The following is a 25688-nucleotide window of genomic DNA, read 5'->3' as shown; positions in this document are numbered from 1 at the left end:
GGCCGCGCACGATCCGCCATACGGGCGCTCCGACGTTGCTCTCCGTGGCTCTCCGGCCGCCGCGGCAACTCAGTCCGGTGAGAGGAACGCGGGTCGCTCCCCGGGATCGGGCGGGTCGTAGTAGCGGTGGAAGACCGGCGTCTGGCCGCCGGACAGCGGCGGGACGATCCAGCTCCAGTCGGCCGGGCACCGCCGGCCGGACCGCTCTTCGCGGTCGAGGTGGGACAGGAACCGCCGCGATTCGGTGTGGTGGTCGGCCATCGTCACGCCGGCGGCGTCGAACGAGTGCTGCACGGCGAGCGTCAGCTCGACCAGCGCCCGGTCGCGCCACAACGTCCGCTCCGACGCCGTGTCCAGGCCCATCAGCTCGGCGACGACCGGCAGCAGGTCGTAGCGCTGCTCGTCGGCGAGGTTCCGCGCGCCGATTTCGCTGCCCAGGTACCAGCCGTTGAACGGCGCGGCGGGGTAGGTGACGCCGCCGATCTCCAGCGGCATGTTGCTGATCGCGGGCACCGCGTGCCAGCGCAGGCCGAGGCCGGCGAACCAGCGGTGGTCGGGGTGGGTCAGCGGCACTTCCAGGACCGCGTCCGCGGGGAGCGTGAACAGCCGCGGCTCGCCCGGGCCGGCCTCGATCAGCAGGGGCAGGACGTCGAAGGAGCCTCTGCGCTCGGGCGGCCGCCACCCGAGTCTTCGCACCCGCTCGGTGAACTCGGCGTAGCGCGGGTCGCCGAGGACCGAACCGTCGTCGAGGCGGTACCCGGCGTAGCGGATCAGCTGCTCGTTGTGGATGCGCGGCCCGGGCGCGGCGGGCGTGTCCGGGGCGAACACGGTGATCGTGGGCCGGATCCGGCCGCCGCGGGTGGCCTGGCGCAGGTGGGCGACGCACTCGCCGGCGATCGCGGCGGCGTCGGTGACCCGGCGCCGGTCGCGGATCCGCAGGCTGTTCCAGTACAGCCGGCCGATGCAGCGGGCGGAGTTGCGCCACGCGATGCGCGCGCCGTAGGCGAGCTCGGCCGCGGTGTGCCGGTAGGTGCCCGTTTCGGCGATTTCCGCGCGGACCTCGGCCAGCCGGGTCTCGAAGCGCTCGCCGTCTTCGGCGGCGCCTTCGGCGAACATCCGGTCCAGGAATTCCTCCGCCTCCGCGGAATTGACGCTCTGCTCCTCCGAGACGCGCTGGTAGATCGGCAGCGAGGGCGTCACCCGCTCGGGTGTAACCGTCATCGCGCTTCCCCACTCTCCGGAATCGTGTTCTGCATCCCGACGGAAAGGTTCACCGTTCCTCCGATGGTCGCCGCAACGGGGCAGGCCGGAAGTCGCTGCCACCACAGCACCTCCGGCCAGGCCGGGGAGAGTACCCCACGTTCTTCCGGACGCAATCCACCGGACGTGAACCGCGCCCCGCCGCGTCCCGCAATTGCGTCCCGGCCAGCGAAAACGCGATGAAAATAGCTGCTACCAAGCGTTATCCGGACATGTCGCAGCGCATTTTCCGTCAATCGATCACAGTGGACGGTGAAACGGAGGTGATCCTTTTCCGGTGAACCGGTTTCCGCTGTTCGAGGGTATTCGCCGAATGGCCTTCACCGGCGCCGCTCCCCCGTGTATCAGCGCGCCCGCGCGCGGCGCTAGAGTCGTTTTGTGCGCAAGATCCCCGTGGTTCTCGTCGCCGGGTTCCTCGGCGCGGGCAAGACGACGCTGCTCAACCACCTGCTCGCCAACCGCGAGGGCGCCCGGGTCGGCGTGGTGGTCAACGACTTCGGCCGGGTGAACGTCGACGCGCTCGCCGTCGCCGGCCAGGTCGACACGATGGTCTCGCTCGGCAACGGGTGCCTGTGCTGCGCGGTCGACGCGAGTGGCCTGGACGCGATGCTGGGGCGGCTCTCCTCGGCCGAGGCGGGAATCGACGTCATCGTCGTCGAGGCCAGCGGCATCGCCGAGCCGCGCGACCTGATCCGGCTGATGATCGCCAGCGAGAACCCGGACATCCGCTACGGCGGGCTCGCGGAGGTGGTCGACGCGGCCGAATTCGAGTCCGCGCGCGAGCGGCACCCCGAGCTGGCCGACCACGTGCGGCTGGCCGACCTGGTGGTGCTGAACAAGGCCGACCGGGTGCCCGCGGAGGCGCTCGCCAAGGTCACCGCGACGGTCGAGGAGCTCGCGCCGGGCCGCCCGCTGCTGGTCACCTCGCACGGGCGCGTCGACCCGCGGCTGTTCTTCGACCCCGAGCCCCGCGGCGAGCGCGCCGGCCAGCTGTCGTTCGACGACCTGCGCGAGCACGACCACGCCGAGCACCTGCACGCCGCGTACGAGACGGTGACCTTCGCCGCCGGCACGCCGCTCGCGCCGAAAGCGTTCGTCGAGTGGCTCGAGCGGCGCCCGGCCGGGCTCTACCGGATGAAGGGCCAGGCCGACTTCGGCGCCGGCGCACGCTTCCAGCTGCACATGGTGGGCGGGTTCGTCCAGCTGGAGCGGTCGGCGTGGCCGCCGGGCGAACCCCCGCGCACGGAGCTCGTGCTGATCGGCGCGGGCATCGACACCGACGCCGTGCTCGCCGAACTGACCGCGTGCGTCGCGCCGGATCCGACGGTGGTCGACGAGCGCGGGCTGCTGCACATCCTCCGGTACCTCCCCGACCAGGCCTGACGCCGCGCCACGCCGAAGATCGGCAAATGCGCCGGAGCCGCGGGAGCGGCGACGGAGACTGGCGGCCATGACGACCACCGCGGTGAGCGCACCACGCTGGCCCCTGGTCGGCGTGCTGCCCGAAGAAGTGCCGCTGGCGCACTTGATGACCCGCTCCGGCGACCTGCGCTACCGGCGGTCGGCGTGCGGCGAACGGGAGTCCCGCAGCTGGAAGCCGGTGGACCTGACGACGTCGGAGGTGGCGCCCTGCCGGGCGTGCGTGGCGACGCTGCCCGCGCCGCCGGTGGGCCTTCGTGTGGCCCCGGCCGGCGATGACCTCGGCCAGCTGTCGCTCGACCTGGAGATCTAGGCGGTCAACGTCTCCGCGAGCCGTTTCGCCGTGCGGAACGGCTGTGCGGTCCGGGCGACCACGGCCGTGACCGCGGCGCCCTCGAGCAGCAGCATCACCTCGTCCGCGAGTGTTCCGGCGTCCGCGCGTCCGGCGCGTTCGAGCTGGGCCCGCAGGAAGCCGTGCAGCGCGGTTTTGTGGTGGCGGACGACTTCCCGGACCGGGTCGCCGGGGTCGGGGAACTCCGAGGTCGCGTTGAGGAAGGCGCAGCCGCGGTAGTCGTCGCGGGCCAGCCAGGCTTCGTAGGCGTCGAACACCGCCAGCACCCGCTCCCGCGGGTCGGCGTGCCCGGCCGTGATCCGGTCGATCTCCTCCTGCCAGAGCCGGTCGCGCTCCCGCAGGTAGGCGACGACGAGCCGGCTCTTGGAGCCGAAGTTGCCGTAGAGCGCCGCTTTCGTCACGCCCGCCTCGGCCGCCACCGTGTCGACGCCCACGGCGTGGATCCCGTCGCGGTAGAAGAGCGTCGACGCGGCCTCGAGCACCTTGGCTCGCGCGGCGCCGGGACGGGTGCGGCCCACAGCGTTCCTCCCGACAGATCGGTATGGCTCTAGCCTGCACTGATCGTACCATCGGTTGACAACAGACAGACCTGTCTGTTTGGTGGACGGCATGGCCCTCGGGACGGAACGGAAGACGACGGCCGCGTGGTGGTCGACCGCCGCGGCCGGGGCGAGCGCGATCGCCCTCTGCTACGGCTTCGCGCGCTACGCGTACGGGCTGTTCGTGCCGCGGTTCAGCGAGACGTTCGGGCTCACGACGGTCGGCGCCGGCGTCCTCGGCGGCCTGTCCACCGCCGGGTACGGCCTCGGGCTGCTGGTGTCACCGGTGACGTCCCGCCGGTCGGCGCACGGCACGGTCGTCCTGGCTGCCGTGTCGGCGACGCTGGGCCTCGCGCTGATGGCGGCGGCCCCTGGTGTCGTGGTGTTCGGGGCCGGGATCGTCGTCGCGGGCGCCGGCGCGGGTCTCGTGTCGCCCGGCGTCGCCCAGCTGATCGGCCGGACGGTCGCCCCGCGCGTCCGGGACCGGGCGCAGACGTGGGCCAACACCGGGACCGGGCTGGGGCTCGCGGCGTCGGCGTTCACGCCGCTGCTGGCGTTCGGCTGGCCCGCGATCTGGTCGGCGTTCGCCGCCCTCGGCGTGGCGGTGACGCTCATCGTGTGGCGGGTGCTGCCCCGGGCACCGGCCGCTTCGGAGGAGCCCGGCTCGACCCGCGGGATGGCGGCGCTGGTGGTCAACTCGGTCCTGATCGGAGTGACGAGCGCGCCGTACTGGACGTTCTCGAGTTCGCGGCTCATCGAGGCGGGTCTGGGTCCGGTCGCGGTCACGTGCTGCTGGTGCGCGATCGGTGTGGCCGGATTGTTCGGCGGCCTGGCCGGCCGACTGGCCGAGCGCACGGGCCTGCGCGTGGCCAACGTGGCGACGTGGACGCTGGCGGCGTGCGGGATCGGCTTGCTGGCCTTGCCCCGGCCGGGACTGCCGGGGGCGTTGGTGTCGAGCGCGCTGTTCGGCCTGACGTACATGGCGTTGACGGGCTTGTGCATCCTGTGGGCCGCGCGGCTGTTCCCCGAGCGGCCGGCGCGCGGGGTGACGTGGTCGTTCGCGGGGCTGGGCGCCGGTCAGACCGCGGCGGCGCCGTTGGCGGGCGCCGCGGCTTCCGGGATCGGGCAGGCCGCGGTGTTCGGGTTGACCGGGTTGGTCGCGCTGGTCGCCTGGAGCCAGCTCTCGCCTCGGCTCGCGCCGCCGTCGGCGCGGGAGGAGCGGCTCCGCTAGGCCAATTCCTTCTCGAAGCAGACCGACTCCGGATCGCCCTCGTGCGGTGGGAAGTTCGGCACCCGCCGGTACCCCGCCCGCTCGTACAGCCGCATCGCCGCCGGCTGGCGGACTCCCGTCTCCAGCCTCAGCCGCACGCCGCCGTCGCTGCGGGCCAGGCGCTCGGACTCCGCCACCAGCGCCGTCGAGACGCCCGTGCCGCGCGCGTCCGGGGCGACGAACATCCGCTTCAGCTCGTACACGCCCGGCGAAACCGGCTCCACCGCGCAGCAGCCGATCGCGCGGGAACCGTCGCGGGCCAGCAGGAACCGGCTCGCCGGGGCCAGCGGCCGCGGGCGCGCGTCCGGAGGCAGGTCGTAGACCACCACCAGTTCGGCCGTCATCGCCGTCAGCAGCGCCAGCAGGAACCCGTCGTCGGCCCGGCATTCCGCGACCGTGGCCACCTCACGCCTTCTTCGCCCGGCTCGGCGCCACCCGCGGCGGCTCGTTCGGCATCTTCGGGTACACCGGCGGCCACGGCGCGTCCATCAGCCCGTTCGCCATGTCCACTTCGGACATTTCCAGCAGCGGCCCGATCGACTGCGGCCGCTCCCCCGCCCCGGCCCACGGGTCGCCGCGCTCGGCCACCCGTGCCGGCACCGTGCTCAAGGTGAACGCGTCCGGCTCGACGCCGTCCAGTTCGTCCCACGCGATCGGCGTGGACACCTGGCCGCCCACCCGCGGCCGCACGCACCAGGTGCCGAACACGGTCTTGTGCGGCGCGTTCTGGTTGAAGTCGACGAACACGCGCGAGCCGCGTTCTTCTTTCCACCACTGCGCGGTGATCTTCTCCGGGTGCCGCCGCTCCAGGGCCCGCGCGAGCGCGACGGCCGCGGCCCGCACCTGGAAGCTGTCCCAGCGCGGCTCGAGCATCACGTACAGGTGCAGCCCCCGCGAACCGGACGTCTTCAGGTGCCCTTCGATGCCGTGCTCGGCCAGGAACTCCCGGGTCAGCAGCGCGGCCTCGCGCAGCTCGTCGAACCCGATCCCCGGCGACGGGTCGAGGTCGACGCGCAGCTCGTCGGTCACCTCGGGCGTGTCGGCCAGGTACGGCCAGACGTGGAAGCCGAGGCACCCGAGGTTCACCGCCCACAGGATGTGGGCCAGGTCCTTGGCCACGAGCGCGTCGCTCGTCGTGCCGTTCGGCGTCGAGACGACCGTGGTGCTCAGCCACGGCGGTGCGCCCTTCGGAACGCGTTTCTGGAACCAGTTCTTGCCGCCCGCGCCGTCCGGGTAGCGCTCGAGCAACAGCGGACGGCCGCCGAGCCGGGCCAGCAGCGGCCCGGAGATCGCCCGGTAGTACTCGACGAGGTCGAGCTTCGTCTGCCCCTGCTCCGGGAAGTAGACCTTGTCCGGGCTGCTGATCTTGACCTCGACGCCGTCGACGTCGAGCAGCATCGCCTCGCTCATCGCGCCTCCCCGAACAGCTTGGCGAGCTCGGCGGGCGGTGCCTCGTCGAGCTGGGCGTACGTGCACGACTCCGGCGTGCGGTCGGGCCGGAACCGGACCAGCCGCCCGCCGTGGCGGAACCGGCCGCCCTGCAGGTGCTCGTAGCGGACCTCCGCCACCCACTCGGTCCGCAGCGGCTCCCAGGACAGGTCCTTCTGCGGCGCCCACCGGCTCATCGCCCCCGGTTTGCGCCCCGGATCCGGCTCGTACTCCGCCCAGGTGCGCCACGGATGGCTCTCCAGCGCGTTCTCGCGCAGCGGCGCCAGCTCCTCGACCAGCTCCGCGCGCCGCGCCTTCGTGAAGCTGCTCGCCACGCCTACGTGGTGCAGCACGCCCTCGTCGTCGAACAGCCCGAGCAGCAGCGAGCCGACGCCGACGCCGTCCTTGTGCCACCGGAACCCGGCGACGACGCAGTCGGCCGTGCGCTCGTGCTTCACCTTCAGCATGACGCGTTTGTCCTGCTCGTACGGCAGATCGCCGGGCTTGGCCATGACGCCGTCGAAGCCCGCGCCCTCGAACCGGGTGAACCAGTCCTCGGCCTGGGCGGGGTCTTCGCTCAGCGGCGTCAGGTGGACGCGCTGGAGGCCCTCGGCGTCGGTGCGGAGGATGCTTTCCAGCTGCTCGCGCCGCTCGCGGAAGGGCGCCTCGGTGAGGTCGGTGTCGCCGAGGGCGAGCAGGTCGAAGGCGATGAAGCTGGCCGGCGTCTCCTCGGCCAGCTTGCGCACGCGCGAAGCCGCCGGGTGCAGCCGCAGCTGCAGCGTCTCGAAGTCGAGCCCGGCCGGGGTGACCAGCACGATCTCGCCGTCCACGACGCAGCGCGGCGGCAGCGCGGCGGCCAGCAGCTCGACCAGCTCCGGGAAGTAGCGGGTCAGCGGGCGGTCGTTGCGGGAGCCGAGCTCGATCTCGTCGCCGTCGCGGAACACGACGCAGCGGAAGCCGTCCCACTTGGGCTCGTACAGCAACCCCGGGTCACGAGGCACCTCGTGCACGGCTTTCGCGAGCATCGGCCGCACGGGCGGCATCACGGGCAAGTCCACCGCGCGAGCTTAAAACACGGGTACGACATTTCCGGGCGTGATACACACTCCTTCGTGACCACCGAACGACCCGAACCACCGCTGACCGGGGGCGAGCGCGAGATGCTGCGCACGTTCCTCGACTTCCACCGCGCCACCCTCGCCATGAAGTGCGACGGGCTGTCCGACGAGGACCTCCGCCGGGCGTCGAGCCCGCCGTCGACGTTGTCCCTGCTGGGCCTGGTCCGGCACATGGCCGAAGTGGAGCGCACGTGGTTCCGGCGGGTGATCAACGCCGAGGACATCCCGTTGCGGTGGTCCCCCGAAGGGGACTTCCAGGCCGCCTACGACGCGAGCTCGTCGACCCGCGCGGAAGCCTTCGAGGCGTGGCAGGCCGAAGTGGAACAATCGCGCAAGATCGAAGAAGCCGCCGAGTCCCTGGACGTCACCGGGCACCAGGCGCGCTGGGGCGAGGACGTCTCGCTGCGGCTGGTGATGCTGCACATGATCCACGAGTACGCGCGGCACAACGGCCACGCCGACTTCCTGCGCGAAGCCATCGACGGCGTGACGGGAGCCTGATGGACCTGCTCGCCTGGTTGCGCGACTCCGATCCGGCCCTGCGCTGGCAGGTCGAGCGCGACCTGGCGGGCGAACCACCCGAGGTCTGGGAAGCCACGCGGGCCCGGATCGCCACGGAAGGCTTCGGCGCCCGGCTGCTGGCCCTGCAGGACGCGGACGGCCAGTGGGCGGGCGGCGCGTTCTTCCCGGCGGGCTTCCGCGGCGGCGAGGCCCAGCCGTGGACGGCGACGACGTGGACGCTGAACTCCCTGCGCGAATGGGGCTTGGACGCTTCGGCGTTGCGGGGCACCGCCGCGCTGCTGGCCGAGAACAGCCGGTGGGAGTACGAAAACCTCCCCTACTGGGCCGGCGAGGTCGACTGCTGCATCAACGCCTGGACGCTCGCCAACGGAGTCTGGCTCGGCGCGGACGTCGCGGGGATCGCGGCGTGGTTCGTGGACCACCGGCTGCCTGACGGCGGCTGGAACTGCGAGTGGGTCGAGGGCTCGACGCGCTCGTCCGTCCACTCGACACTGAACGCGCTGAAGGGCCTGCTGGCGTTCGAGCGGGCGACCGGCGGCACCGACGCCGTGCGCGAGGCTCGACGTTCCGGGGAGGAGTACCTGCTGGAGCGGCGGCTGACCCGGCGGTTGTCGACGGGCGAGCCGATCGCGCCGTGGCTCGGCGAGTTCTCCTACCCGATCCGCTGGCACTACGACGTGCTCAACGCGGCGTCCTACTTCCGCGACGCGGACCGCCCCGACCCGCGCCTGGCGGAGGCGATCGAGCTGATCCGCGCGGCGCGGCAGCCGGACGGGACGTGGCTGCAGACCGAGCGCCACACCGGCCGCGTGTGGTTCGACGTCGACGTCCCGCCGGGCGAGCCGTCGAAGTGGCTGACGCTGTTCGCGACCCGCGTCCTGAACTGGTGGGACGCCCGCTAGAGCTCCGCCAGCACCAGCCCGCTGCGCGGCTTGGGCGTGAAGTAGGTGGCCTTCCGCGGCATCCGCCGTCCCTCCGCGTGCACGGCGAGGACGTCCGTGTACCGCACCGGCGCCAGCAGCACGACCGCGTCCGCGCCGGCCGGCACCGGACGTCCCGCGGGCAGCGGCCGGACGCACGGCCCGTCCGGGTCCACGCCCAGCGCGTCGGCGAACAGGACCCGCTCGACGACCTCGTGGTCGATCACCGGCCACGGCCAGTCCGGGACCGGCAGCGGGATCCGCAGCACCGCCGCGCCCGCGCGGACCACCACTTCCCCCGGGACCGGCACCGCGTGCTCGTCGTACCGGACGTCGAGCCCGGCCGCGGACCAGCGCGTCACCAGGTCCTCCGGGCCGAGCCCGGTGCCCGTCAGCACCCGGTGGATCGCGCCGATCCGCAGCTGCGGACCCGCCGTGACCAGCGCCAGCAGCGCGCCGTGGCCGGCCGCCGCGGCCGCCGCGACCCGGTGGTTGCCGTCGGCCACCAGCAGGTCGGCCGCGGCGACCGCGGCCAGCAGCCGGTTCTGCAGCGGGCCCGGCGGCACCACCCACAGGTCGTGGCGCCGGCCCGCCGCGTCCGAAGTGGACAGATCGGGCAGGCCGAGGCCGGCGCACGCGCGTTCGACCTGCTCGGTCAGCAGGTCGCCACCGGAAGCGGGGACGAGCATCGCCGCGCTCGTCGCGCAGCCGAGCCCGGCCAGCACCGCGGCGCGTTCGGCGACGACGTCGGCGTAGACGTCCTCGGTGTGCCGGACCCGCGCGGCGCCCTCGTCGGTCACGGCCGCCGGGTCGACCAGGCAGAGCAGGCCGAGCGCCACGCCGTCCGGCCCTTCGATCCGGTAGGGCGCGACGACGTCGCGCACCGGCCGGTAGAACCGCTTGCGGAGCCGTTCGAGGACGGCCCGCGCGACCGGGACGGCGTCGGCCAGGCCGAGCCCGCGCGCGAGCGCCGCCGGCGTCCGGGCCGGGTGCTGCACGGCCAGCAGGCTGTCGGCGGCGCCCGGCGCGGCGAGCGCCGCGACCACGCGGTCGGGTTCGGCGAACTCGTCGACGTCGGGGCCGGGTACCGCGTCGCGCACCACCCACCCCTGCCCGATCGGGCGGATCCAGTCGCTCATCCCACCCATCTTCCGGGATGCGCTGTGTGACGGAAATTCACTGGGGTCCGCCGCCCCCGGATGGAATGCTTAGGTCAGCAAAGTAGTTGACCCCGGTCATGACCCTCCCGAGGAGCAGCCCGCCGATGACGACCGACGCCGCCACCAGCGCGAAGGGGGTCGGTTTCCGGTCGGAGCGCGGCCCGGTGCTGATCGCGGTCATGCTCAGCACGGCGCTCGTCGCGCTGGACAGCACGATCATCGCGACCGCCGTCCCGTCGGTGGTGCGCGACCTCGGCGGGTTTTCGCAGTTCCCGTGGCTGTTCTCGATCTACCTGCTCACCCAGGCGGTCACCGTCCCGCTCTACGGCAAGTTCGCCGACGTCCTGGGCCGCCGCCCGGTGATGTTCTTCGGCATCGCGGCGTTCCTGGTCGGCTCGGTGCTGTGCGGCGCCGCGTGGAGCATGCCGGTGCTGATCGCGGCGCGCGCGGTGCAGGGCATCGGCGCCGGCGCGATCCAGCCGATGTCGATGACGGTCATCGGCGACCTCTACACGGTGGAGGAACGCGCCCGGGTGCAGGGCTACGTCGCGAGCGTCTGGGGCATCGCGTCGGTGGTCGGCCCGACGCTGGGCGGCCTGTTCGCGGAGTACCTCGACTGGCGCTGGATCTTCTTCATCAACCTCCCGCTGGGCGCGATCGCCGCACTGATGCTGCACCGCAACTTCGCCGAGAAGGTCGAGCGCAAGGCCCACAAGGTCGACTACCCGGGCGCGGCCCTGCTGACGATCGGCTGCTCGCTGGTGATCCTGGGCCTGCTCGAGGGCGGCGTCGCGTGGGCGTGGGGGTCGCTGCCGAGCGTGGCGATCTTCGTCGTGGGGGCGGTGCTGCTCGTGGCGTTCGTGCTGGTGGAGAAGCGCGCCGCCGAGCCGGTGCTGCCGCTGTGGGTGTTCACCCGGCGGATCCTGGTGGGCGGCAACCTGCTGGCCGTGGTGGTCGGCGCGGTGTTGATGGGGCTGACGTCCTACCTGCCGACGTACGCCCAGGGCGTCCTCGGCGCGGGCGCGCTGGTCGCCGGGTTCGCGGTGGCCGCGCTGACGGTCGGCTGGCCGATCTCGGCGTCCCTGGCCGGCAAGATCTACCTGCGCATCGGCTTCCGCGACACGGCCCTGATCGGCACGGTGTTCGTCGTCGGCGGCGGTGTCCTGGTGGCGCTGCTGGACGCGTCGTCGTCGCTGTGGGCGGCGGCGCTGGCGGCGTTCGTCCTCGGGCTGGGCCTGGGCATGACGTCGAGCCCGACGCTGGTGGCGGTCCAGTCGGTGGTCGGCTGGGACCGCCGCGGCGTGGTGACGGCGACGAACCTGTTCAGCCGCTCCCTGGGCAGCGCGGTCGGAGCGGCGGTCTTCGGCGCGATCGCCAACGCGACGCTGGCCTCGCGGTTCGCCTCGCCGCCTGCGGAGGTGGCGGGGAAACTGCCGCCGTCGGTGGACGCGACGAGCCTGGTGCTGGGCAGTCATTCGGATTCGCCGGTGGCGACGTTCGTGCGAGGTGCTTTGGCGGAGGCGACGCACTACGTGTTCGTCGGACTGCTGGTGGTGGCCTCGGTGTCCGTGGTGGCGCTGCTGCTCATGCCGCGGAAGACCGAACAGCTGGAGTTCTAGGCGCTCCGGACGGCCAGCGAACGCAGCTCCGGCGGCACCGGACCCGGGTGCACGACGCCGAGTCCGCGGGTGGCCCGCGTCATCGCGACGTACAGGTCGGCCGGATTGGCCGCGAGGATGGCCACCGGATCGGCGATCACGACCTCGTCGAACTCCAGGCCCTTCGCCTCGGCCGGGGTCAGCAGCACGACGTCGTCGGTGAGGTCCGGCGGCACCGGCAGGGACAGCGCGGCCGCCAGCTCCTCCGTCCGCGGCGCGATGATCGCCAGCTTGCCCCCGGTGTGCGCGCCGGCCAGCGCGGCGAGCGTGCCGGGCAGGTCCGCGGCCCGCACCCGCCACGGCACTTCCCCGCTCTCGCGCACCGACCGAGGTGGCCGCACCGCCGGGTGGTGCGCGGCGAGCAGCTCGGCCGCGACCGCCATGATCTCGGCCGGGGTGCGGTAGTTGACGGTCAGCTCGGCGAGCCGGTGCGGCCGCGGCACGCGGTCCCACGACGTCGCGCCCGCCGCCGTCCCGGTCTGCGCCAAGTCCCCGACGACCGTCATCGAGCGGGACGGGCAGCGGCGCGCCAGCATCCGCCAGTCCATTTCGGACAGTTCCTGCGCCTCGTCGACCACCACGTGCCCGAACACCGGCACGCTCGCGCCGACCAGGGCGGCGGCTTCGTCGAGCAACGGGACGTCCGCGGCGCTCCACGGCCCCGCGACGACGGCCGCCGGAGTCAGCGGCGGCCACAGCTCGTCGAGCACGTCCCGGACGCCGGCGTCACCGAGCAGCGCCGTCCGCACGGCTTCCCGGTCCACGTCGTCCAGCAGCAGGCGTGGCCCGTCGTCGTCCTCGGGGCCGAGGACGACGCCCGCGCCGGCCAGGGCCCGCAAATCGGCTTCGCTCAGCCGGCCGTCGGCACTGCCGCCGTCGAGCGCCTCGCCGGTCTCGGTGAACACGACCGCCTCCATGCGGTCGGCCAGTTCCCCGGCGAGCGTGCCCACGACCTCCCGGTGGAACACCAGCCGCGCCGGGTTGTGCGGCAGCCCGGCCTCCCGGGCCTTCCGGACGGCCCGGCGGACCACCGCCGGCTCCAGACGCAGCACCTGCTGCTCGAACTCGACGTCGACCGGCTCGTCGGGCACCCGGACCGTCGCGCGCACCAGCGCGGCCAGCTCGGCCGCCATGTCCGCGCGGCCCTTGCGGACGGCTTCACCGGCCGAGTCCACTTCGCTCACGACGACGCCGGGCACGAGGTCCGGCACGGTCGCTGTGACCACCCGGTCCTCGCCGAGCCCGGGCAGCACCTGGCCGATGTAGTCGAGGAACACGCGGCTGGGGCCGAGGACGAGCACGCCGCGGGTCCGCAGGTGCTCGTGGGTGTAGAGCAGGTAGGCGACGCGGTGCAGGGCGACGGCCGTCTTGCCGGTGCCCGGTCCGCCCTGCACGACGAGCACACCCCGCGGGCCGTCCCGGACGATCCGGTCCTGCTCGGCCCGCAGGGTCGTGACGACGTCCCGCATGCGCCCGGTCCGCTCGGCCGTCACCGCCGCGAGCAGCGCCGCCTCGCCGACGAGCCCGTCGCCCGGTGCGTCGAGGTCGAGGAGCTCGTCGTCCAGCGCGACGACGGTCCGCCCGCGCGTGGTGATCCGCCGCCGGCGCACGACGTCGCCGGGTTCGGCGGCGGTGGCGGTGTAGAAGGGCCGGGCGGCGGGCGCGCGCCAGTCGACCAGCAGCGCCTCGTCGTCTTCGAACAGCGCGAGGCGTCCGATGTGGACCCGCCGGCCGCCGGTCAGGTCGAGCCGCCCGAAGCAGAGCCCGTCTTCGACCGCCGTCAGCCGCGCCAGCTCCGCCCGCCACACGTCCGCCGCGTGCCCGCGAGCGAGCGCGGCGGCCGCTTCCTCGCGCAAGGCGTCGAGGCGGGCGTAGAGGGTGTTCAGGTGGTCCTGCTCGACGGCGAGTTCACGCATGCCGACGAGGGTGCCCGCGAATTCCCGCGAAGTGCAGTCTTGTTCTTCTTGACAGCCTCAGCCGTCAGTTCTGGAGCGGCACCAGCTCGGTCTGGAACTTCTCCAGGAAGTCGTCGAAATCCCCATGTCCAGGCCGGATCACGAACTTCGACAGCCCCGCCTCGATGTGCTGCTCGACCAGCCTTCGAGCCTCGGCCCAGCTCGTCGCCACCAGGTCGGTCACCGGCACGCCCGGGTTCCGCCGGGCCGCCGCGGCCGACAATTCGCCGGACAGACCGTGCTCCGCCACCGCCAGGCTCAGCCCGAAGTGGTCTTCCTCGACCTCGCGCCCCGCCTCGGCCGCGGCCTCCTGGATCGCCAGCCGGGCGTCACGCGCCTGGGCCGGGGTGAGGAAGCTGCCCAGCCAGCCGTCCGCCAGGCGGCCCGTGCGACGCAGAGCCGCCGGGGCGGAACCGCCCAGCCAGACGTCCAGGCGCTTGGCCGGACGCGGCCCGAGACGGACTTCGGAAACCTGGAAGAACTCGCCGTCGAACGAAACCTCGTCTTCTTCGAGGAGGCGGCGCAATAAGGTCAGGGACTCGTCGAACACCGCCGCGCGACGACCCGGCGGAACCGGGAAGAGGTCGTGCTCCGCCGCGCGCGCCGGGCGCAGCCCGAACACCGGCAGCACCCGCTTCGGCGCCAGGCCGGCCAGCGTCAGCAGCTGCTTGGCCACCAGCACCGGGTGCCGTCCGGGCAGAATCGCGACGCCGGTGCCGACCTTGAGCTTCGACGTCCGCGCGAGCGCGTGCGCCATGCCGATCATCGGGTCGACCTCGGGCGAGTACACCAGCTCGGACAGCCACAGCGAGTCGACGCCGGCGTCCTCCAGCCGCTCGGCCAGCCCGGCGAACTCCGCCGGCCCGGTCCCCGCCCCCGGCGCGACGCCCAGCCTGATCTTCAGCACACTCTGCTCAACCCGGCACGGCGGCGGGGCATTCCTCAGGCGGTGGCGTCGATGACCCGGGTCAGCACGCCGTGGAGCGCCTCCAGCTCGGCGACGTCCATCCCCAGCGTCTCGACCACCTTATACGGGATCTTCTCCGCCTCGGCACGCAGCGCGCGCCCCTTGGCGGTCAGCTCGACCGTCAGCTGGCGCTCGTCCTCGCGGCTCCGGGTGCGCGTGACGTATCCGAGCGCTTCGAGCCGCTTGAGCAGCGGGGACAGCGTCGCCGGCTCGTGGCGCAGCGTCGTCCCGAGGTCCTTCACCGACCGCGGCGACCGCTCCCACAGCGCCAGCATCACCAGGTACTGCGGATGGGTCAGGCCGTACGGCTCCAGCAGCGGCCGGTAGATCGCGATCACGCTGCGCGAAGCCACCGACAGCGCGAAGCACACTTGCCGGTCCAGCTTCAGCGGGTCTTCACCCAGGTCGATCATGGCGCGATCCTAACGTGGCCCACGAGACAATTAGTACACTAACTATTAGTGTACAGTAGTCCTCATGGAACGACCTGGTTTGCTCCGCTGGTTCGGCTACGCGGTCGGGGTCAAGCTGCCGGCCCGCTACAACGACTGGGCCCTGCACGACGCGACGTCGAAGCACTGGCGGGCCCGGTACGTGCTGCAGCGGTCGGTCGGCATCGTGCCGCTGTGCGCCGTGTGGCTGCTGCTGCCCGGCTCGATCTGGCTGCGGCTCTCGCTGGTCCTCATGGCCGCGCTCGTGGCGTACTTCTACTCCTGCGCGTACATGGAGGAGAGCGTCGAGCACCGGCTGGGCCGGCAGGGTTTCCCGCACCACACCGGACGCCGCATCCGCGCCGAGGCCGCCGAAGCGAAGAACGCCGAGGCGACCGCCCGCTACGTCGCGCGCTACCGGACGCCGTCGGAGGGTTAGCTACAGTCGGGGGACGATGAGACGCAAGCTCCGGCCCCCGATCCCGCCCCGCCACGGGCTCGAGCCCGCCCGGCTGAGACTGCCCGACGGCGAGTGGCCGACGCTGCTGGCGCACCTCGTCGACCGGCTGCCGCGGGTGACGCCGGACCGCATCGAGCAGATGCTGCGCGAAGAACGCATCCACGGCTCCGACGGCCCGCTCGGCGTCGACACCCCGTACGCGCCCGGCTCGTTCATCTGGTTCCACCGCGACCTGCCGGACGAGGTGCCGGTGCCGTTCGAGATCCGCGTCGTGCACCGTGACGAGCACCTGCTGGTCGTCGACAAGCCGCACTTCCTGGCCACCATCCCGCGCGGGCAGCACATCCTCGAGACGGCGCTCGTGCGGCTGCGCCGGGACCTCGACCTGCCGCACCTGTCCCCCGCCCACCGCCTCGACCGCGTCACCGCGGGGCTGGTGATGTTCGTGATCACGCCGGAGCTGCGCGGGAAGTACCAGACGCTCTTCCGCGACCGGAAGGTCCACAAGGAGTACGAGGCGATCGCGCCGTTCGACGCCGCTTTGGAGCTGCCGCGGACCGTGCGCAGCCGGATCGTCAAGGAACGCGGGGTGCTCGCGGCGCAGGAGGTGCCGGGCGAGCCGAACGCCGAGACGCACGTCGAGCTGGCCGAGCACCGCGCCGGGCTGGGACGCTACCGGCTGACGCCCTCGACCGGCCGCACGCACCAGCTGCGCGTCCACCTGAGCAGCCTGGGCATCCCAATCCTCGGCGACGACTTCTACCCGACGCTGCGCGAGAAGTCCCTCGGGGACTTCACGAAGCCGCTACAGCTGCTGGCGCGGGTCGTCGCGTTCGACGACCCGGTCACCGGGACGCCCCGCCGGTTCACCAGCGGGCTGCGTCTGACGGCGTGGGAAGACCTCGACGCGTGGGCGGCGCCCCCGGCGTGAACCGGGGACGCTGCGCGTGTCACTTGTGGCCGGACGTGTGACGGCCTGTAGACGGCCTGGCTCCCTGCCTCTCCTACGCGCATACGACGACGGGGTCCGGTCTGGGCGGCTGGAGTGCGCGGGTCTAGGCGTGGGTGGCGGCTCCGTCGGCCACGGCGGTCGTCGGGTCGCCATACACCGGCGGGGGTTGGCCGATCCGCTACCTCCCGGCGGAGCAGACTGTGCTGATTCGCGGCGCGGCCAGCGGGGTCGGCCGGCGAAGCGAGCGAGCGGGCGCGACCGTGACGGCACGGGTCACGCCCACCACTGGAGCTCGCCCTCGACCTGGGTGCCGACGCGTTCGTCGCCCTGGGGCACCACAAGCTGGACGAAGGCGGCGAAGTCGACGTGTTCGGTGGGCAGCGCCCCGCGCTCTCGGTCAACCCCGCCGCGATGGCATCGCGCGGTGGCCGACCTGTCTGGACCCCACGCCGCCCAGGCCGGGTCCACCGCACCCACCTCGGCAGCGCGGCGTGCGCTTGGATCCGGTCAGTTCTCACCGGGCGGCGACCTGCTCGACCGCCGCGTCAGCGGGGCGCGGGTCGATCAGCTTGTCGTAAGGCACGTCGGCACTGACGAGGCCGTCCTCGACCATGATCCGCCGCCATTCCTCGTAGCCGCCGCGATCGATGCGGATGTCCTCCCAGATGCCCCGTGCGCGCAGGTCGTCGACGATCTCGATCAGGTGGCCGGTGTCGAGGTGCGGCCACTCGCGGGCGAGCACGTCGGCGACGCCCGCCGCCGAGTTTCCGCGGAGCCAGTCGTACGCCCGTTGCAGCGCAACGCAAAACCGCCGGATCACGTCGCTGCTCTCGAGCGTTTCCGGCAGCGTGTAGTAGACGCTGTTCGGCATCGGGCCGCCGTCGACGTCGTGCCGGGCGACGATCGCCCCGGTGCCGGCGCGCTCCAGCAGCGCGCCGTTGATCGCGTCGGTCACCAGCGCGTCGCCGTGGCCGCCCAGGAAGAGGTCGAGCATCATCGGCCCGCTCAGGTCGCGGACCCAGCGCACCGTCGCCATGTCCACTCCGGACCTGCGCATGAGACCGGCCGTGTGGACGTAGGGGGCGGTCCCGCCCGCGCCCGGCGCCAGCACGATCCTGTTCTCCAGCAGTGACCACCTGAAGCCCTCGACGGGCTCCCGCATCACGAGAACCTTCGGGTTGCGCGAGTTGAGCGCCGCGAAGGGTACGTAGTGCTGCCCGCGGCCGTAGTACATGGCCGGGACCCAGATCCCGCCGAGCGCCACCGCGCAAGTGCCGTCGTGGAGATCGGAGAGCACTTTCGTCCAGTCCGGCGGCGCGCTGCGTCCGAAGTCCAGGCCCTCGTCGGCGAAGTAGCCGTGCTCGTGGGCGATGTACTCGGGCAGGTAGTTGGGCCAGTGGGACGTCGCCGACACGTGCATGCGATCCATCGGTCCTCCTCGACCAGCTTCGGGCAGCCGATCACCGCCCGCACGACGTTCATATTGTATACGCGCAACGCCGGGCTTAGCCGTCACTACACCTCTGAGACCCCCTTCGTTAAGACGATGTAACAGCTCTGATCTGGGACTTTTCCGCCGTCAACGCGAGTTACGCTCTGCCTGCACCTCTTGACCCGCCCTCGCATTTCGTATACAAACACTTCGGGGGGATGAGGTGCGTCACACACCTCATCGCTGCGCGAGCCGCAGCCCATCCGAGGAGGACGGTCGTGTCAGATCCAGATCCCCGCCAGCCGGTCGCGCAACGCGCCCGGTACCACTCCGTCGCCGATGCTCTCGATGCCATCCCGCTGACCCGCGCCCAGCTGTGGGTCATGGGCCTGGTGATGGCAGGCATGTTCTTCGACACCCTGCAGCAGGACGCCCCCGGGGCCATCGGCCCCATGCTCAAGGAAACCCTGGGCATCGGGAACGACGAGCTCGTCACGATCAACACGCTCACCGTGGTCGGTGGCATCGTCGGCCGCCTGGTCGGCGGCTACCTCGCCGACCGGAAAGGCCGGCGCTTCTCCCTCAGCTTCAACCTGCTGATCTACACCATCGGCGGCCTGCTCAGCGCCTTCGCCCCCAACTACGAAGTCCTGCTGATCAGCCGGTTCATCGTCGGCATCGGCCTTGGCGGCGAGTTCACCATCGGGCTCACGCTCGTATCGGAGATCGTCGCGACCAAACGCCGGGGCACCGCCGTCGGCACGATGGGCTTCGCCTCCGGCGGAATCGGCAACTTCGCGGCCTACGGGCTGTTCGTGGTCGTCCTCGGACCGCTCAACGACGTGCTCGGCGGCAACCTGCTCTCCTGGCGGTGGCTGCTCGGCTTCCTCGCGATCCCGGCCGTGCTCGTCGTGGTCTACCGCCGGTACCTGCCCGAGTCGCCGCGTTTCCTGGTCGACTCCGGGCGCATCCACGAGGCGAACCGCGCGCTGACGATCCTCGCGTCGGACACCATCCGCAAACGGCCCACCGACGCGGAGGTCATCCCGTTCCTCGACACTAGCTCCGCGGTGGAGGTCCAGCCGCACGTGTCGCCGGTCGAGATCTTCAAGCGCCCGCTGCTCAAGCGGACCGTCGCGATCGGGGTCGCGTCGTGGATGGCGTTCGGCGCGCAGGTCACGCTCCTGGTCCTGCTGCCCACCCTGCTGGTGTCCAAAGGCTACTCGGTGTCCAGCAGCCTGATCTTCACCCTGATCATGTACGCGGGCAGCATGTTCGGCGCATTGGCCGCCGCGCTCGTCGCGGCGAAACTGCCCCGGCGCACCACAGTCGTCATCGCGGGCGTCCTCGGCTGCCTGTCCGCCGTCGCCTTCGCGGAACTGGCGAACGGCGCCGCCGGCATCCTGATCTTCGGCTCGATCTTCCAGTTCTTCTCGCTGTTCCTCAATTCCACGCTCGCCCTCTGGTCACCCGAGCTGTACCCGACGCGGGTCCGCGCGCTCGGCTGCTCGACCGTGAACGGGGTCGGCAACGTCGCCGGTGCGCTCATGCCGTTCGCGGCCGTGTTCGCCTTCGACCGCGCCGGGGTGGCGGGCGTGTTCCTGATGATCGCCGCCATGTACACGATCCTGGCCGTCTCCGCCCGCTTCGCGCCCGAGACGCTCGGCCGGTCCCTGGAGGACATCAACGAGAGCACGGAAACCGCTCCCCTCACCAAGGAAAGGCGCCCCTGATGGAAACCCTGGCGGTCAGCGCGACCGCGCACGGCGTGAACTACCTGCCGGAGTACGTCGCCCGCGAACACGGCATCTTCTCCCGCAACGGCCTGAACGTGCCCTACCGGCCGCGCAACCCGTGGGACGGCGTCATGCACGACCTCGCCGACGAGTCAGCCGACGTCGCGCTGGGCGGGCTGTGGGTCCCGGCGATGTACGCCGGGAACGGACGCGACTTCGTCGCGGTCGCCCAGCTGAACGACCGGTTCCCCATGGCCGTCGTGACCCGCGAGCCGGTCCCGGACTTCACGCTGGACTGGTTGCCGGGCAAGACCGTGCTCGCCCCGGGCCAGGGCGGCGGCGCCCCCGGGGAGTTCACCCGCGGACTGATGCGCGAAGCCGGTCTGCAGCCATACGACGCCCGGTTCGTCCACGACCTGTCGATGCAGATGTTCCGTGAGCTGTTCGTCGCCGGCCTCGGCGACGCCTTCATCACGGACCTGGGCACGGCGGCCGAGCTGGTGCGGTCCGGCACCGGCCACATCGTGTTCCGGCACGCGGAGTCCGGCGGGCGGATGCCCAACAGCGTCTACTACGTCCTGCGCGAGCGGATCGACGAGCTGCTGCCCCGGCTGGTGCCGTTCGTGCGGTCGATCGACGAGGCGATGCGCCTGCTGCGGTCCGGCGCCGCGGGCGACCTCACCCCGCTGTTCGAAAAGGAATGGCCCGAGACCGACCCGGCGGTGCTGGCCGACGTGGCCGGGCAGATCGCCGGGAACGGCACCTGGGCCGGCGTGCGGCTCGACCCCGGGCCCGTCGAACGGTGGACCTCGATCCTGCACACCGCCGGCCTGACCACGGCACACGTCCGGTTCGAGTCCATTGTCGACACCCGCGCGCTGGACGCCGCGGAAAAGCCGGTCTGAGCAACCACTTCGTCAAAGGAGACGTCCGTGACGTTCACATTCGACGCGGCGACGGTCCGGGAGTCGCTCGATCTCGGCAAGCTCATCGAAGTCGTCGAGCAGCTGCACATCGAGCTCGCCGCGGGTCGCGCCGTCCAGCCGCCCCGCCTGCCGCTGGCCGTCCCCGACAGCCGGGCGGTGATCATCCCGATGCTCGCCGCGTCGACGGTCAGCGACCTCGTCTGCTTCAAGCTGCTGATCGACAACCCGGACAACGACCAGGGCCGCCAGCGCTCGACCATCGTCGTGATGAAGATCGACACCGGCGAGTGCGTCGCGACCCTGCAGGGCGCGGTCGTCACCCAGCTGCGCACGGCCGCGGCGTCCGCAGTCGCCACCCGCGCGCTGGCCCGGCCCGACGCGCGGGTGCTCGGCCTGATCGGCGCGGGCGCGCAGGCCCGCAGCCACCTGCGGGCCATCGCGGCGGTGCGCGATCTGGGTGAGGTGGTCGTGTGGAACCGGACGCCGGAGAACGCCGAGCGGCTCGTCGCCGAAGCCGCGTCGGTCGGCCTGCCCTGCACGATCGTCCCCGAGGTCCGCGACGTCGTCGAGGCGAGCGACATCGTGTGTACCCTGACGCCCAGCCGGGAGCCGATCGTGCGCGGCGACTGGCTGCGGCCCGGCCAGCACTTCAACGTGGTGGGGTCGCCGCCCAGACCCGACCACCGCGAGATCGACTCGGAGGTCCTGCGGCGCTCCACCGTCGTCGTCGACGCGCTCGACGTCGCCCTCGCCGAATCCGGCGCCGTCGTCCGGGCCATCGCCGACGGCGCGATCTCCGCCGACGACCTCCGGCTCGAGCTCGGGCAGGTCCTGCTCGATCGCCCCTTCGAGCGGACGCCCGGCCAGATCACGATGTTCACCTCGGTCGGCCTGCCGATCCAGGACCTGGCCGCGGTGACGGCACTGCTGGCCTCGACCGAACACCCCACGCGGTGACCGGCCCGGAACCGGGGCCCGGCCGCGCGGCGACGGTAGGCTCGGCGCATGGCCGGGAGCAGGAAGGTCCGCGATCCGCACCGGGACGTGATCGCCAACGAGCTGCGGCAGGCGATCATCGCCGGCCGCTACAAGTCCGGCGAGCGGCTGCTCGAAGAAGCGCTGGCCGAGGAACACGGTGTGTCGCGGGTCCCGGTCCGGGAAGCGCTGCGCCGGCTGGAGACCGAAGGCTTCGTCACGCTCACCCCGTACCGCGGCGCGACCGTGTCCGCCGGATCGTTCCGCGACAGCTTCGAACTCATGCAGGTGCGCCGAGCCCTCGAGACGATGGCCGCGCGGCTGGCCGCCCAGCAGCGCGGCGGCGACGCGGCCGACGAGCTGGCGACAGTGGTCGCCCGCGGCCGGGAAGCCGCGCGGTCCCACCAGGTCGCCGCGCTGCCGCCGCTGATCATGGAGTTCCACGAGCTGGTCGCCCAGGCGTCGGGGAACCAGCAGCTGCAGCTGGCGATCGATCGCGTCCTGCAGCGGGTTTCGTGGGGTTTCGAGCTCGATCTGGAGGAGCGGATCGACTCGGCCTGGACCGACCACGCGGCCATCGCCGCCGCGATCCTCAACGGCTCGCCGATCCAGGCCGGCTACCTCATGGACGAACACATCGCCAAGGACGAGCAGATCTACCGGTCGCAGCTCGATCATCCCGGCGAATAGTCCCGGCCGCGCCGGGCTCAGCGAAGCGAAACCCGGCGGAGGAGAAATCGTGACCAGGCTGCTCGTCGTCAACTGCAACGTCAGCGAATCGATCACCGCGGTGATCGACGCGGCGGCCCGCGCCGCCGCTCCGGCCGCCGACGTCGTCACCATCGCGCCGACCTGGGGCGTCGCCTCGGCCGAGGGCTACCTCGACGGGCAGCTCGCGTCGGTCGCGATGCTCGACGTCGTCCGCCGCTACGAAGAGCCGTACGACGCGGTCGTCCTGGCCGGCTTCGGCGAGCCCGGCCGGGAAGCGTTCCGGGAGCTGCTCGACGTCCCGGTCGTGGACATCACCGACGCCGCCGCCCACGTGGCCCTGATGCTCGGACCGCGGTTCGGCGTGGTGACCAGCCTCCCCCGCGCGATCGTGCAGATCCAGGACAGCCTGCACGCCGCCGGAGTCGCGGCCAACTGCGTCGGGGTGCGGGCCGCCGACCTCCCGGTCCTCAAGGTCGGCACCCTCGAGATCGGCCCGGGCAGCCCCCTGGTGACCCAAGCCCGCGCACTGCTGGACCAGGGCGCCGAAACGCTGGTCCTCGGCTGCGCCGGCCTCGCCGGCATGGACACGGCGCTGTCGGCTCACCTCGGCGTCCCGGTGATCGACCCGGTGGCCGCCGGCGTCGCGCTGGCCGAAGCCCTGGTCCGGCTCGTCCAGCGCACCAGCAAGATCCGGACCTACGCACCGCCTCGGGACAAGATCCGGCCTGGCTGGGACACCGGACTCGAACGGGTCCTCGCCACTTCCTGACGCCGGCCGGGAGCTGGAACGCCCCCTGGCAAATTGTGAGCAGCTGGGCTCTCGGACGGCGCCTGGACGACCTATGACGCAACCGGATGCTGGTAGCGCAGGGCTTGGGTCGCGACCCGGGCGCCGAGGTGGCGTGCTGTGGTGATGTCGGCGTTGTGGACGGCGTCCGGGCCTTGGTCGTTCCAGGTTTGGGCGCCCGCGCCGAGGTAGAACCCGAGCCGGTTGTCGTCGTGCTCGCTGCTGGTGGTGGTGTTCCAGCCGGGCAGCAGGCCCAGGCTGACCCAGTGCATGCCGTGTTGTGCGGCCAGCAGGGCCAGGTACTGCAGCGTGTGCAGCTTGTCGCCGCTCATCGATCCGGAGTTGGTGAACCCGGACGCGAGTTTGTCCAGCCATTGCTGGGTCATCCAGCGCTTCGAGGTCGCTTCGGCGAATGCGTGGAACGCCCCGGATGCCGATCCCATGTAGGTCGGTGTTCCGAAGATGATCGCGTCGCCGGCATCGAGGACCGCCCACTTCGCGTCGGTCATGTCGGCCACGTCGACCAGGTCGGCGCGGGCCTCGGGCACCGACTCGATGCCGTCGCGGACGGCCTTGGCGATCTCGAGGGTGTGCCCGTAGCCGGAGTAGTAAGCGATAGCGACGTGAACGGATGGCATGGAAGATCCCTTCGACACACACTTGTTGACAACGGCAACGCTAGAGCCGTACCAGTGTCATTGTCAACGTCAACAAGCTTCCGTTATCATCGACACATGACCTCCGACGACCAACGCGAGCGCATCCTGAGCGCGGCCGTGAAACTGCTCGCCGACGCCGGACCATCCGGACTGTCCACCCGAGCCGTCGCGGCAGCGGCCGGAGTTCAGACACCGACGCTGTACCGGCTGTTCACGGACAAGGACGGGCTGCTCGACGCTGTGGCCAGCTTCGGCTTCGAGAGCTACCTCGCCGAAAAACGCGCGTTCGTGGCCAGCGAGGACCCGGTCGCCGACCTGCGCCGAGGCTGGGACGTGCACGTCGAGTTCGGGTTGGCCAACCCCGCCATCTACACGCTGATGTACGGAACCGCGCGGCCGGGCCGCCAGCCCGTGGCGGCAACGGAAAACCGGGCCATCCTGCGCGGCATGCTCGAACGCGCCAACGCGCAGGGCCTGCTCCGCGTGCCCGTCGAAGCGGCCGTGGTGGCCATCGAGGCATCCACGACGGGCGCGGTCCTGCTCCTGCTGACCCAGCCGGAACAAGCACGGCACGCCCAGCTGATCCGGCCACTGCGCGACATCGTGCTCGACGCCCTGACCGAGCAATCGAGCCCCCGCGCCGACCACTCCCCCATCGCCGAGCGCGCACAGTCGCTACTCGGGATCATCACTCCCGCCGGCAACACCGACCCCGTGACCGACGCAGGCTTCAGCGTCTCCGAGGCCGGCCTGCTGCGCGAATGGCTCGCCCGCCTCAACGAGGCCCACCCATCCCGCCAGTAACAGCAACACGCCATCTCGACAACCGCGGCCAGCTCACGGCGACTCCTGGCCGGCCCCGTCGACCAGGTCGGCCGACTCGAACACGCCGTCGGCGCCACGCTGCGGCAAAATCGCCGGAGCGCTGAAGAAACGCCAAGAAAATGAGACTGATCTTGGTGGCATCACCGTGAGACAACCAGGAACCCCAGGTCGCACAAGATCGACATGTCCTGAGCCTCGAGACCCCACATCGGCGGTCCGCGCTCGGGCGCGCTCGCCCCATGCATGGCATGCGCCACTTCTACGCCTCGATCGCCCTGGCATCCGGAGTGTCGGTCAAGGAACTGGCCGAGCACCTCGGTCACCACGATCCGGGTTACCCACTCCGGATCTATACCCACCTGTTCCCATAGAGCCATCGCCGGGCGCGGGAGGCAGCCGACGGGATCTCCAAACCGCGCCACACCGGGGCGGCACGGCTTGAAGATCCCGAAACGGCCCAGCCACGAACCGGCCAGATCAACAACTACAAAACAGCAGGTCAGGACCTTCTGCCCTACTTGTGCCAGAACTTAGGACATCGTTTCCCGAACTGGCGCCTCTAGTGGCCAGATAGGGGTTGACCTGCATTTTTAGGCCGATTGAGGCCGATTGGGATCGAACCGGGCCGGACGTGTGACGGCCTGGCTCCCTGCCGCTCCTACGAGCATACGACGACAGGGTCCGGTCTGGGCGGCTGGAAGGCGGACGGGCCGTGCGCGCGGGTCTAGGCGTAGCTGGCGGCTCCCGTCGGCCACGACGGTCGCCGGACACCGGGGGCGGCTGCCGATCCGCTGCCTCCCGGCGGAGCAGACTGTGCTGATTCGCGGCGCGGCCAGCGGGGCCGGCCCGATCGCGGTGCAGCCGGCGAAGCGAGCAGGCGCGACCGTGACGGCACGGGTCACACCCACCACCATGAGCTCGCCCTCGACCTGGGTGCCGACGCGTTCGTCGCCCCGGGGCACGACAAGCTGGACGAAGACGGCGAAGTCGACTTGTGCGGTGAGGAAATCGGCGTGCAGTCCACCGGGCCGGTGTGGGCGGGTGGCACCCTGGCACCACCGCTCCCCCGCCGGAGTTCGAGCCGATGTAAGGGCGGTCGGTCTTCTTCGCCGTGGAACCGGGCCGGCCGCGCTAGGGCCTGTCCTCAAAGCTGGTGCGGGTGGTCTGCTTTGATCTTGGGTTGTGGTGCGTAGGCACGAGCTGACTGATGAGCAGTGGCAAATGAT

The 25688-nt window shown here is 71.7% G+C and carries 25 protein-coding genes; 14 read left to right on the top strand and 11 right to left on the bottom strand.

The genetic code is table 11. From position 1 onward, the window contains the following. Positions 1-69: 69 nt before the first annotated feature. Positions 70-1221 (bottom strand): nitric oxide synthase oxygenase, encoded by a 1152-nt coding sequence (locus tag ACZ7OH_RS44945; RefSeq protein WP_470286512.1) that lies wholly within the window; start codon positions 1219-1221, stop codon positions 70-72. A gap of 417 nt (positions 1222-1638) precedes the next feature. Here ACZ7OH_RS44945 and ACZ7OH_RS44940 point away from each other — a divergent pair, with 417 nt between their 5' ends. Together ACZ7OH_RS44940 and ACZ7OH_RS44935 are read left to right on the top strand one after the other, a co-directional pair. Next, on the top strand, positions 1639-2643 hold the full coding sequence (locus tag ACZ7OH_RS44940; protein ID WP_470286511.1) for a CobW family GTP-binding protein: 1005 nt from the start codon (positions 1639-1641) through the stop codon (positions 2641-2643). Between the two features lie 67 nt (positions 2644-2710). After that, positions 2711-2992, top strand: a complete 282-nt coding sequence (locus tag ACZ7OH_RS44935) for a hypothetical protein (protein ID WP_470286510.1) — start codon at positions 2711-2713, stop codon at positions 2990-2992. Here the strand turns inward: ACZ7OH_RS44935 and ACZ7OH_RS44930 are convergent. After that, positions 2989-3549, bottom strand: coding sequence for a TetR/AcrR family transcriptional regulator (locus ACZ7OH_RS44930; protein WP_470286509.1), 561 nt, complete (start codon positions 3547-3549; stop codon positions 2989-2991). The two genes, ACZ7OH_RS44935 and ACZ7OH_RS44930, sit on opposite strands and share 4 nt — an antisense overlap. A 91-nt stretch (positions 3550-3640) precedes the next feature. On the opposite strand from ACZ7OH_RS44930, the gene ACZ7OH_RS44925 reads away from it, so the two are divergent. Then, entirely contained in the window at positions 3641-4801 is a 1161-nt protein-coding gene (locus ACZ7OH_RS44925; RefSeq protein WP_470286508.1) for an MFS transporter, read from the top strand. On the opposite strand, the gene ACZ7OH_RS44920 is transcribed toward ACZ7OH_RS44925, so the two are convergent. Genes ACZ7OH_RS44920 through ACZ7OH_RS44910 form a run of 3 tightly spaced genes read right to left on the bottom strand, consistent with a single transcriptional unit; the run spans position 4798 to position 7326 of the window. After that, positions 4798-5244 carry a GNAT family N-acetyltransferase gene (locus tag ACZ7OH_RS44920; RefSeq protein WP_400892853.1) on the bottom strand — a complete coding sequence of 149 codons (447 nt, stop codon included), beginning with the start codon at positions 5242-5244 and terminating at the stop codon, positions 4798-4800. The two genes, ACZ7OH_RS44925 and ACZ7OH_RS44920, sit on opposite strands and share 4 nt — an antisense overlap. Position 5245: 1 nt before the next feature. Next, the gene (gene ligD, locus ACZ7OH_RS44915) at positions 5246-6250 is read right to left on the bottom strand and encodes a non-homologous end-joining DNA ligase (RefSeq protein WP_470286507.1); all 1005 of its coding nucleotides are present in this window, start codon (positions 6248-6250) and stop codon (positions 5246-5248) included. Then, complete coding sequence (locus tag ACZ7OH_RS44910; protein ID WP_400892848.1) at positions 6247-7326, bottom strand: ATP-dependent DNA ligase; 1080 nt, start codon at positions 7324-7326, stop codon at positions 6247-6249. Before ACZ7OH_RS44910 ends, ligD begins: the two co-directional genes overlap by 4 nt. Positions 7327-7380: 54 nt before the next feature. Between ACZ7OH_RS44910 and ACZ7OH_RS44905 the strand changes: the two genes are divergently transcribed. Continuing rightward, on the top strand, positions 7381-7887 hold the full coding sequence (locus ACZ7OH_RS44905; protein WP_400892846.1) for a DinB family protein: 507 nt from the start codon (positions 7381-7383) through the stop codon (positions 7885-7887). Beyond that, entirely contained in the window at positions 7887-8810 is a 924-nt protein-coding gene (locus ACZ7OH_RS44900) for a squalene cyclase (protein ID WP_470286506.1), read from the top strand. Before ACZ7OH_RS44905 ends, ACZ7OH_RS44900 begins: the two co-directional genes overlap by 1 nt. Here the strand turns inward: ACZ7OH_RS44900 and ACZ7OH_RS44895 are convergent. Continuing rightward, entirely contained in the window at positions 8807-9967 is a 1161-nt protein-coding gene (locus ACZ7OH_RS44895; protein WP_470286505.1) for a DUF1015 family protein, read from the bottom strand. The genes ACZ7OH_RS44900 and ACZ7OH_RS44895 overlap by 4 nt on opposite strands. A gap of 125 nt (positions 9968-10092) precedes the next feature. On the opposite strand from ACZ7OH_RS44895, the gene ACZ7OH_RS44890 reads away from it, so the two are divergent. Beyond that, positions 10093-11607 (top strand): MDR family MFS transporter, encoded by a 1515-nt coding sequence (locus ACZ7OH_RS44890; protein ID WP_400892838.1) that lies wholly within the window; start codon positions 10093-10095, stop codon positions 11605-11607. Here the strand turns inward: ACZ7OH_RS44890 and ACZ7OH_RS44885 are convergent. From ACZ7OH_RS44885 to ACZ7OH_RS44875, 3 genes are all read right to left on the bottom strand, one after another. Continuing rightward, positions 11604-13562, bottom strand: a complete 1959-nt coding sequence (locus tag ACZ7OH_RS44885) for a HelD family protein (RefSeq protein WP_470286504.1) — start codon at positions 13560-13562, stop codon at positions 11604-11606. The genes ACZ7OH_RS44890 and ACZ7OH_RS44885 overlap by 4 nt on opposite strands. Before the next feature lie 64 nt (positions 13563-13626). Next, entirely contained in the window at positions 13627-14508 is an 882-nt protein-coding gene (locus ACZ7OH_RS44880; RefSeq protein WP_470286503.1) for a TIGR03854 family LLM class F420-dependent oxidoreductase, read from the bottom strand. A gap of 35 nt (positions 14509-14543) precedes the next feature. Further along, complete coding sequence (locus ACZ7OH_RS44875; protein WP_400892828.1) at positions 14544-14981, bottom strand: MarR family winged helix-turn-helix transcriptional regulator; 438 nt, start codon at positions 14979-14981, stop codon at positions 14544-14546. A gap of 79 nt (positions 14982-15060) precedes the next feature. Here ACZ7OH_RS44875 and ACZ7OH_RS44870 point away from each other — a divergent pair, with 79 nt between their 5' ends. Then, positions 15061-15438: a DUF5313 domain-containing protein gene (locus tag ACZ7OH_RS44870; protein WP_400875908.1), complete on the top strand. Its 378-nt coding sequence runs from the start codon at positions 15061-15063 to the stop codon at positions 15436-15438. A gap of 16 nt (positions 15439-15454) precedes the next feature. Beyond that, positions 15455-16390, top strand: a complete 936-nt coding sequence (locus ACZ7OH_RS44865) for an RluA family pseudouridine synthase (protein ID WP_470286502.1) — start codon at positions 15455-15457, stop codon at positions 16388-16390. Between the two features lie 535 nt (positions 16391-16925). Here the strand turns inward: ACZ7OH_RS44865 and ACZ7OH_RS44860 are convergent. Next, complete coding sequence (locus tag ACZ7OH_RS44860; protein ID WP_470286501.1) at positions 16926-17840, bottom strand: ABC transporter substrate-binding protein; 915 nt, start codon at positions 17838-17840, stop codon at positions 16926-16928. A 281-nt stretch (positions 17841-18121) separates the two neighbouring features. Here ACZ7OH_RS44860 and ACZ7OH_RS44855 point away from each other — a divergent pair, with 281 nt between their 5' ends. Genes ACZ7OH_RS44855 through ACZ7OH_RS44835 form a run of 5 tightly spaced genes read left to right on the top strand, consistent with a single transcriptional unit; the run spans position 18122 to position 22960 of the window. Continuing rightward, on the top strand, positions 18122-19576 hold the full coding sequence (locus tag ACZ7OH_RS44855; RefSeq protein WP_470286500.1) for an MFS transporter: 1455 nt from the start codon (positions 18122-18124) through the stop codon (positions 19574-19576). Further along, entirely contained in the window at positions 19576-20484 is a 909-nt protein-coding gene (locus ACZ7OH_RS44850; protein ID WP_470286499.1) for an ABC transporter substrate-binding protein, read from the top strand. The genes ACZ7OH_RS44855 and ACZ7OH_RS44850 overlap by 1 nt, the downstream gene beginning before the upstream one ends. A 27-nt stretch (positions 20485-20511) precedes the next feature. Next, complete coding sequence (locus ACZ7OH_RS44845) at positions 20512-21462, top strand: ornithine cyclodeaminase family protein (RefSeq protein WP_470286498.1); 951 nt, start codon at positions 20512-20514, stop codon at positions 21460-21462. A gap of 48 nt (positions 21463-21510) precedes the next feature. Further along, a complete protein-coding gene (locus ACZ7OH_RS44840) occupies positions 21511-22170 on the top strand; it encodes a GntR family transcriptional regulator (RefSeq protein WP_470286497.1) in 660 nt (219 codons plus the stop codon). 49 nt (positions 22171-22219) lie between these two features. Then, the gene (locus tag ACZ7OH_RS44835) at positions 22220-22960 is read left to right on the top strand and encodes an aspartate/glutamate racemase family protein (protein ID WP_470286496.1); all 741 of its coding nucleotides are present in this window, start codon (positions 22220-22222) and stop codon (positions 22958-22960) included. A gap of 71 nt (positions 22961-23031) precedes the next feature. Here the strand turns inward: ACZ7OH_RS44835 and ACZ7OH_RS44830 are convergent, their stop codons facing one another. Beyond that, entirely contained in the window at positions 23032-23616 is a 585-nt protein-coding gene (locus ACZ7OH_RS44830; RefSeq protein WP_470286495.1) for a flavodoxin family protein, read from the bottom strand. A 96-nt stretch (positions 23617-23712) separates the two neighbouring features. Here ACZ7OH_RS44830 and ACZ7OH_RS44825 point away from each other — a divergent pair, with 96 nt between their 5' ends. Further along, entirely contained in the window at positions 23713-24441 is a 729-nt protein-coding gene (locus ACZ7OH_RS44825; RefSeq protein WP_470286494.1) for a TetR/AcrR family transcriptional regulator, read from the top strand. Positions 24442-25688: the final 1247 nt, after the last annotated feature.

Source organism: Amycolatopsis sp. NPDC114478 (assembly GCF_055633805.1).
This window is presented reverse-complemented; position numbering and strand designations above follow the sequence as displayed.

Coding starts and splice junctions, on each gene's coding strand:
- ACZ7OH_RS44925 (WP_470286508.1), top strand. CDS start 3,641: ATGGCCCTCGGGACGGAACGGAAGACGACGGCCGCGTGGTGGTCGACC.
- ACZ7OH_RS44830 (WP_470286495.1), bottom strand. CDS start 23,616: ATGCCATCCGTTCACGTCGCTATCGCTTACTACTCCGGCTACGGGCAC.
- ACZ7OH_RS44945 (WP_470286512.1), bottom strand. CDS start 1,221: ATGACGGTTACACCCGAGCGGGTGACGCCCTCGCTGCCGATCTACCAG.
- ligD (WP_470286507.1), bottom strand. CDS start 6,250: ATGAGCGAGGCGATGCTGCTCGACGTCGACGGCGTCGAGGTCAAGATC.
- ACZ7OH_RS44900 (WP_470286506.1), top strand. CDS start 7,887: ATGGACCTGCTCGCCTGGTTGCGCGACTCCGATCCGGCCCTGCGCTGG.
- ACZ7OH_RS44825 (WP_470286494.1), top strand. CDS start 23,713: ATGACCTCCGACGACCAACGCGAGCGCATCCTGAGCGCGGCCGTGAAA.
- ACZ7OH_RS44860 (WP_470286501.1), bottom strand. CDS start 17,840: ATGGATCGCATGCACGTGTCGGCGACGTCCCACTGGCCCAACTACCTG.
- ACZ7OH_RS44890 (WP_400892838.1), top strand. CDS start 10,093: ATGACGACCGACGCCGCCACCAGCGCGAAGGGGGTCGGTTTCCGGTCG.
- ACZ7OH_RS44885 (WP_470286504.1), bottom strand. CDS start 13,562: ATGCGTGAACTCGCCGTCGAGCAGGACCACCTGAACACCCTCTACGCC.
- ACZ7OH_RS44865 (WP_470286502.1), top strand. CDS start 15,455: ATGAGACGCAAGCTCCGGCCCCCGATCCCGCCCCGCCACGGGCTCGAG.
- ACZ7OH_RS44895 (WP_470286505.1), bottom strand. CDS start 9,967: ATGAGCGACTGGATCCGCCCGATCGGGCAGGGGTGGGTGGTGCGCGAC.
- ACZ7OH_RS44840 (WP_470286497.1), top strand. CDS start 21,511: ATGGCCGGGAGCAGGAAGGTCCGCGATCCGCACCGGGACGTGATCGCC.
- ACZ7OH_RS44935 (WP_470286510.1), top strand. CDS start 2,711: ATGACGACCACCGCGGTGAGCGCACCACGCTGGCCCCTGGTCGGCGTG.
- ACZ7OH_RS44850 (WP_470286499.1), top strand. CDS start 19,576: ATGGAAACCCTGGCGGTCAGCGCGACCGCGCACGGCGTGAACTACCTG.
- ACZ7OH_RS44875 (WP_400892828.1), bottom strand. CDS start 14,981: ATGATCGACCTGGGTGAAGACCCGCTGAAGCTGGACCGGCAAGTGTGC.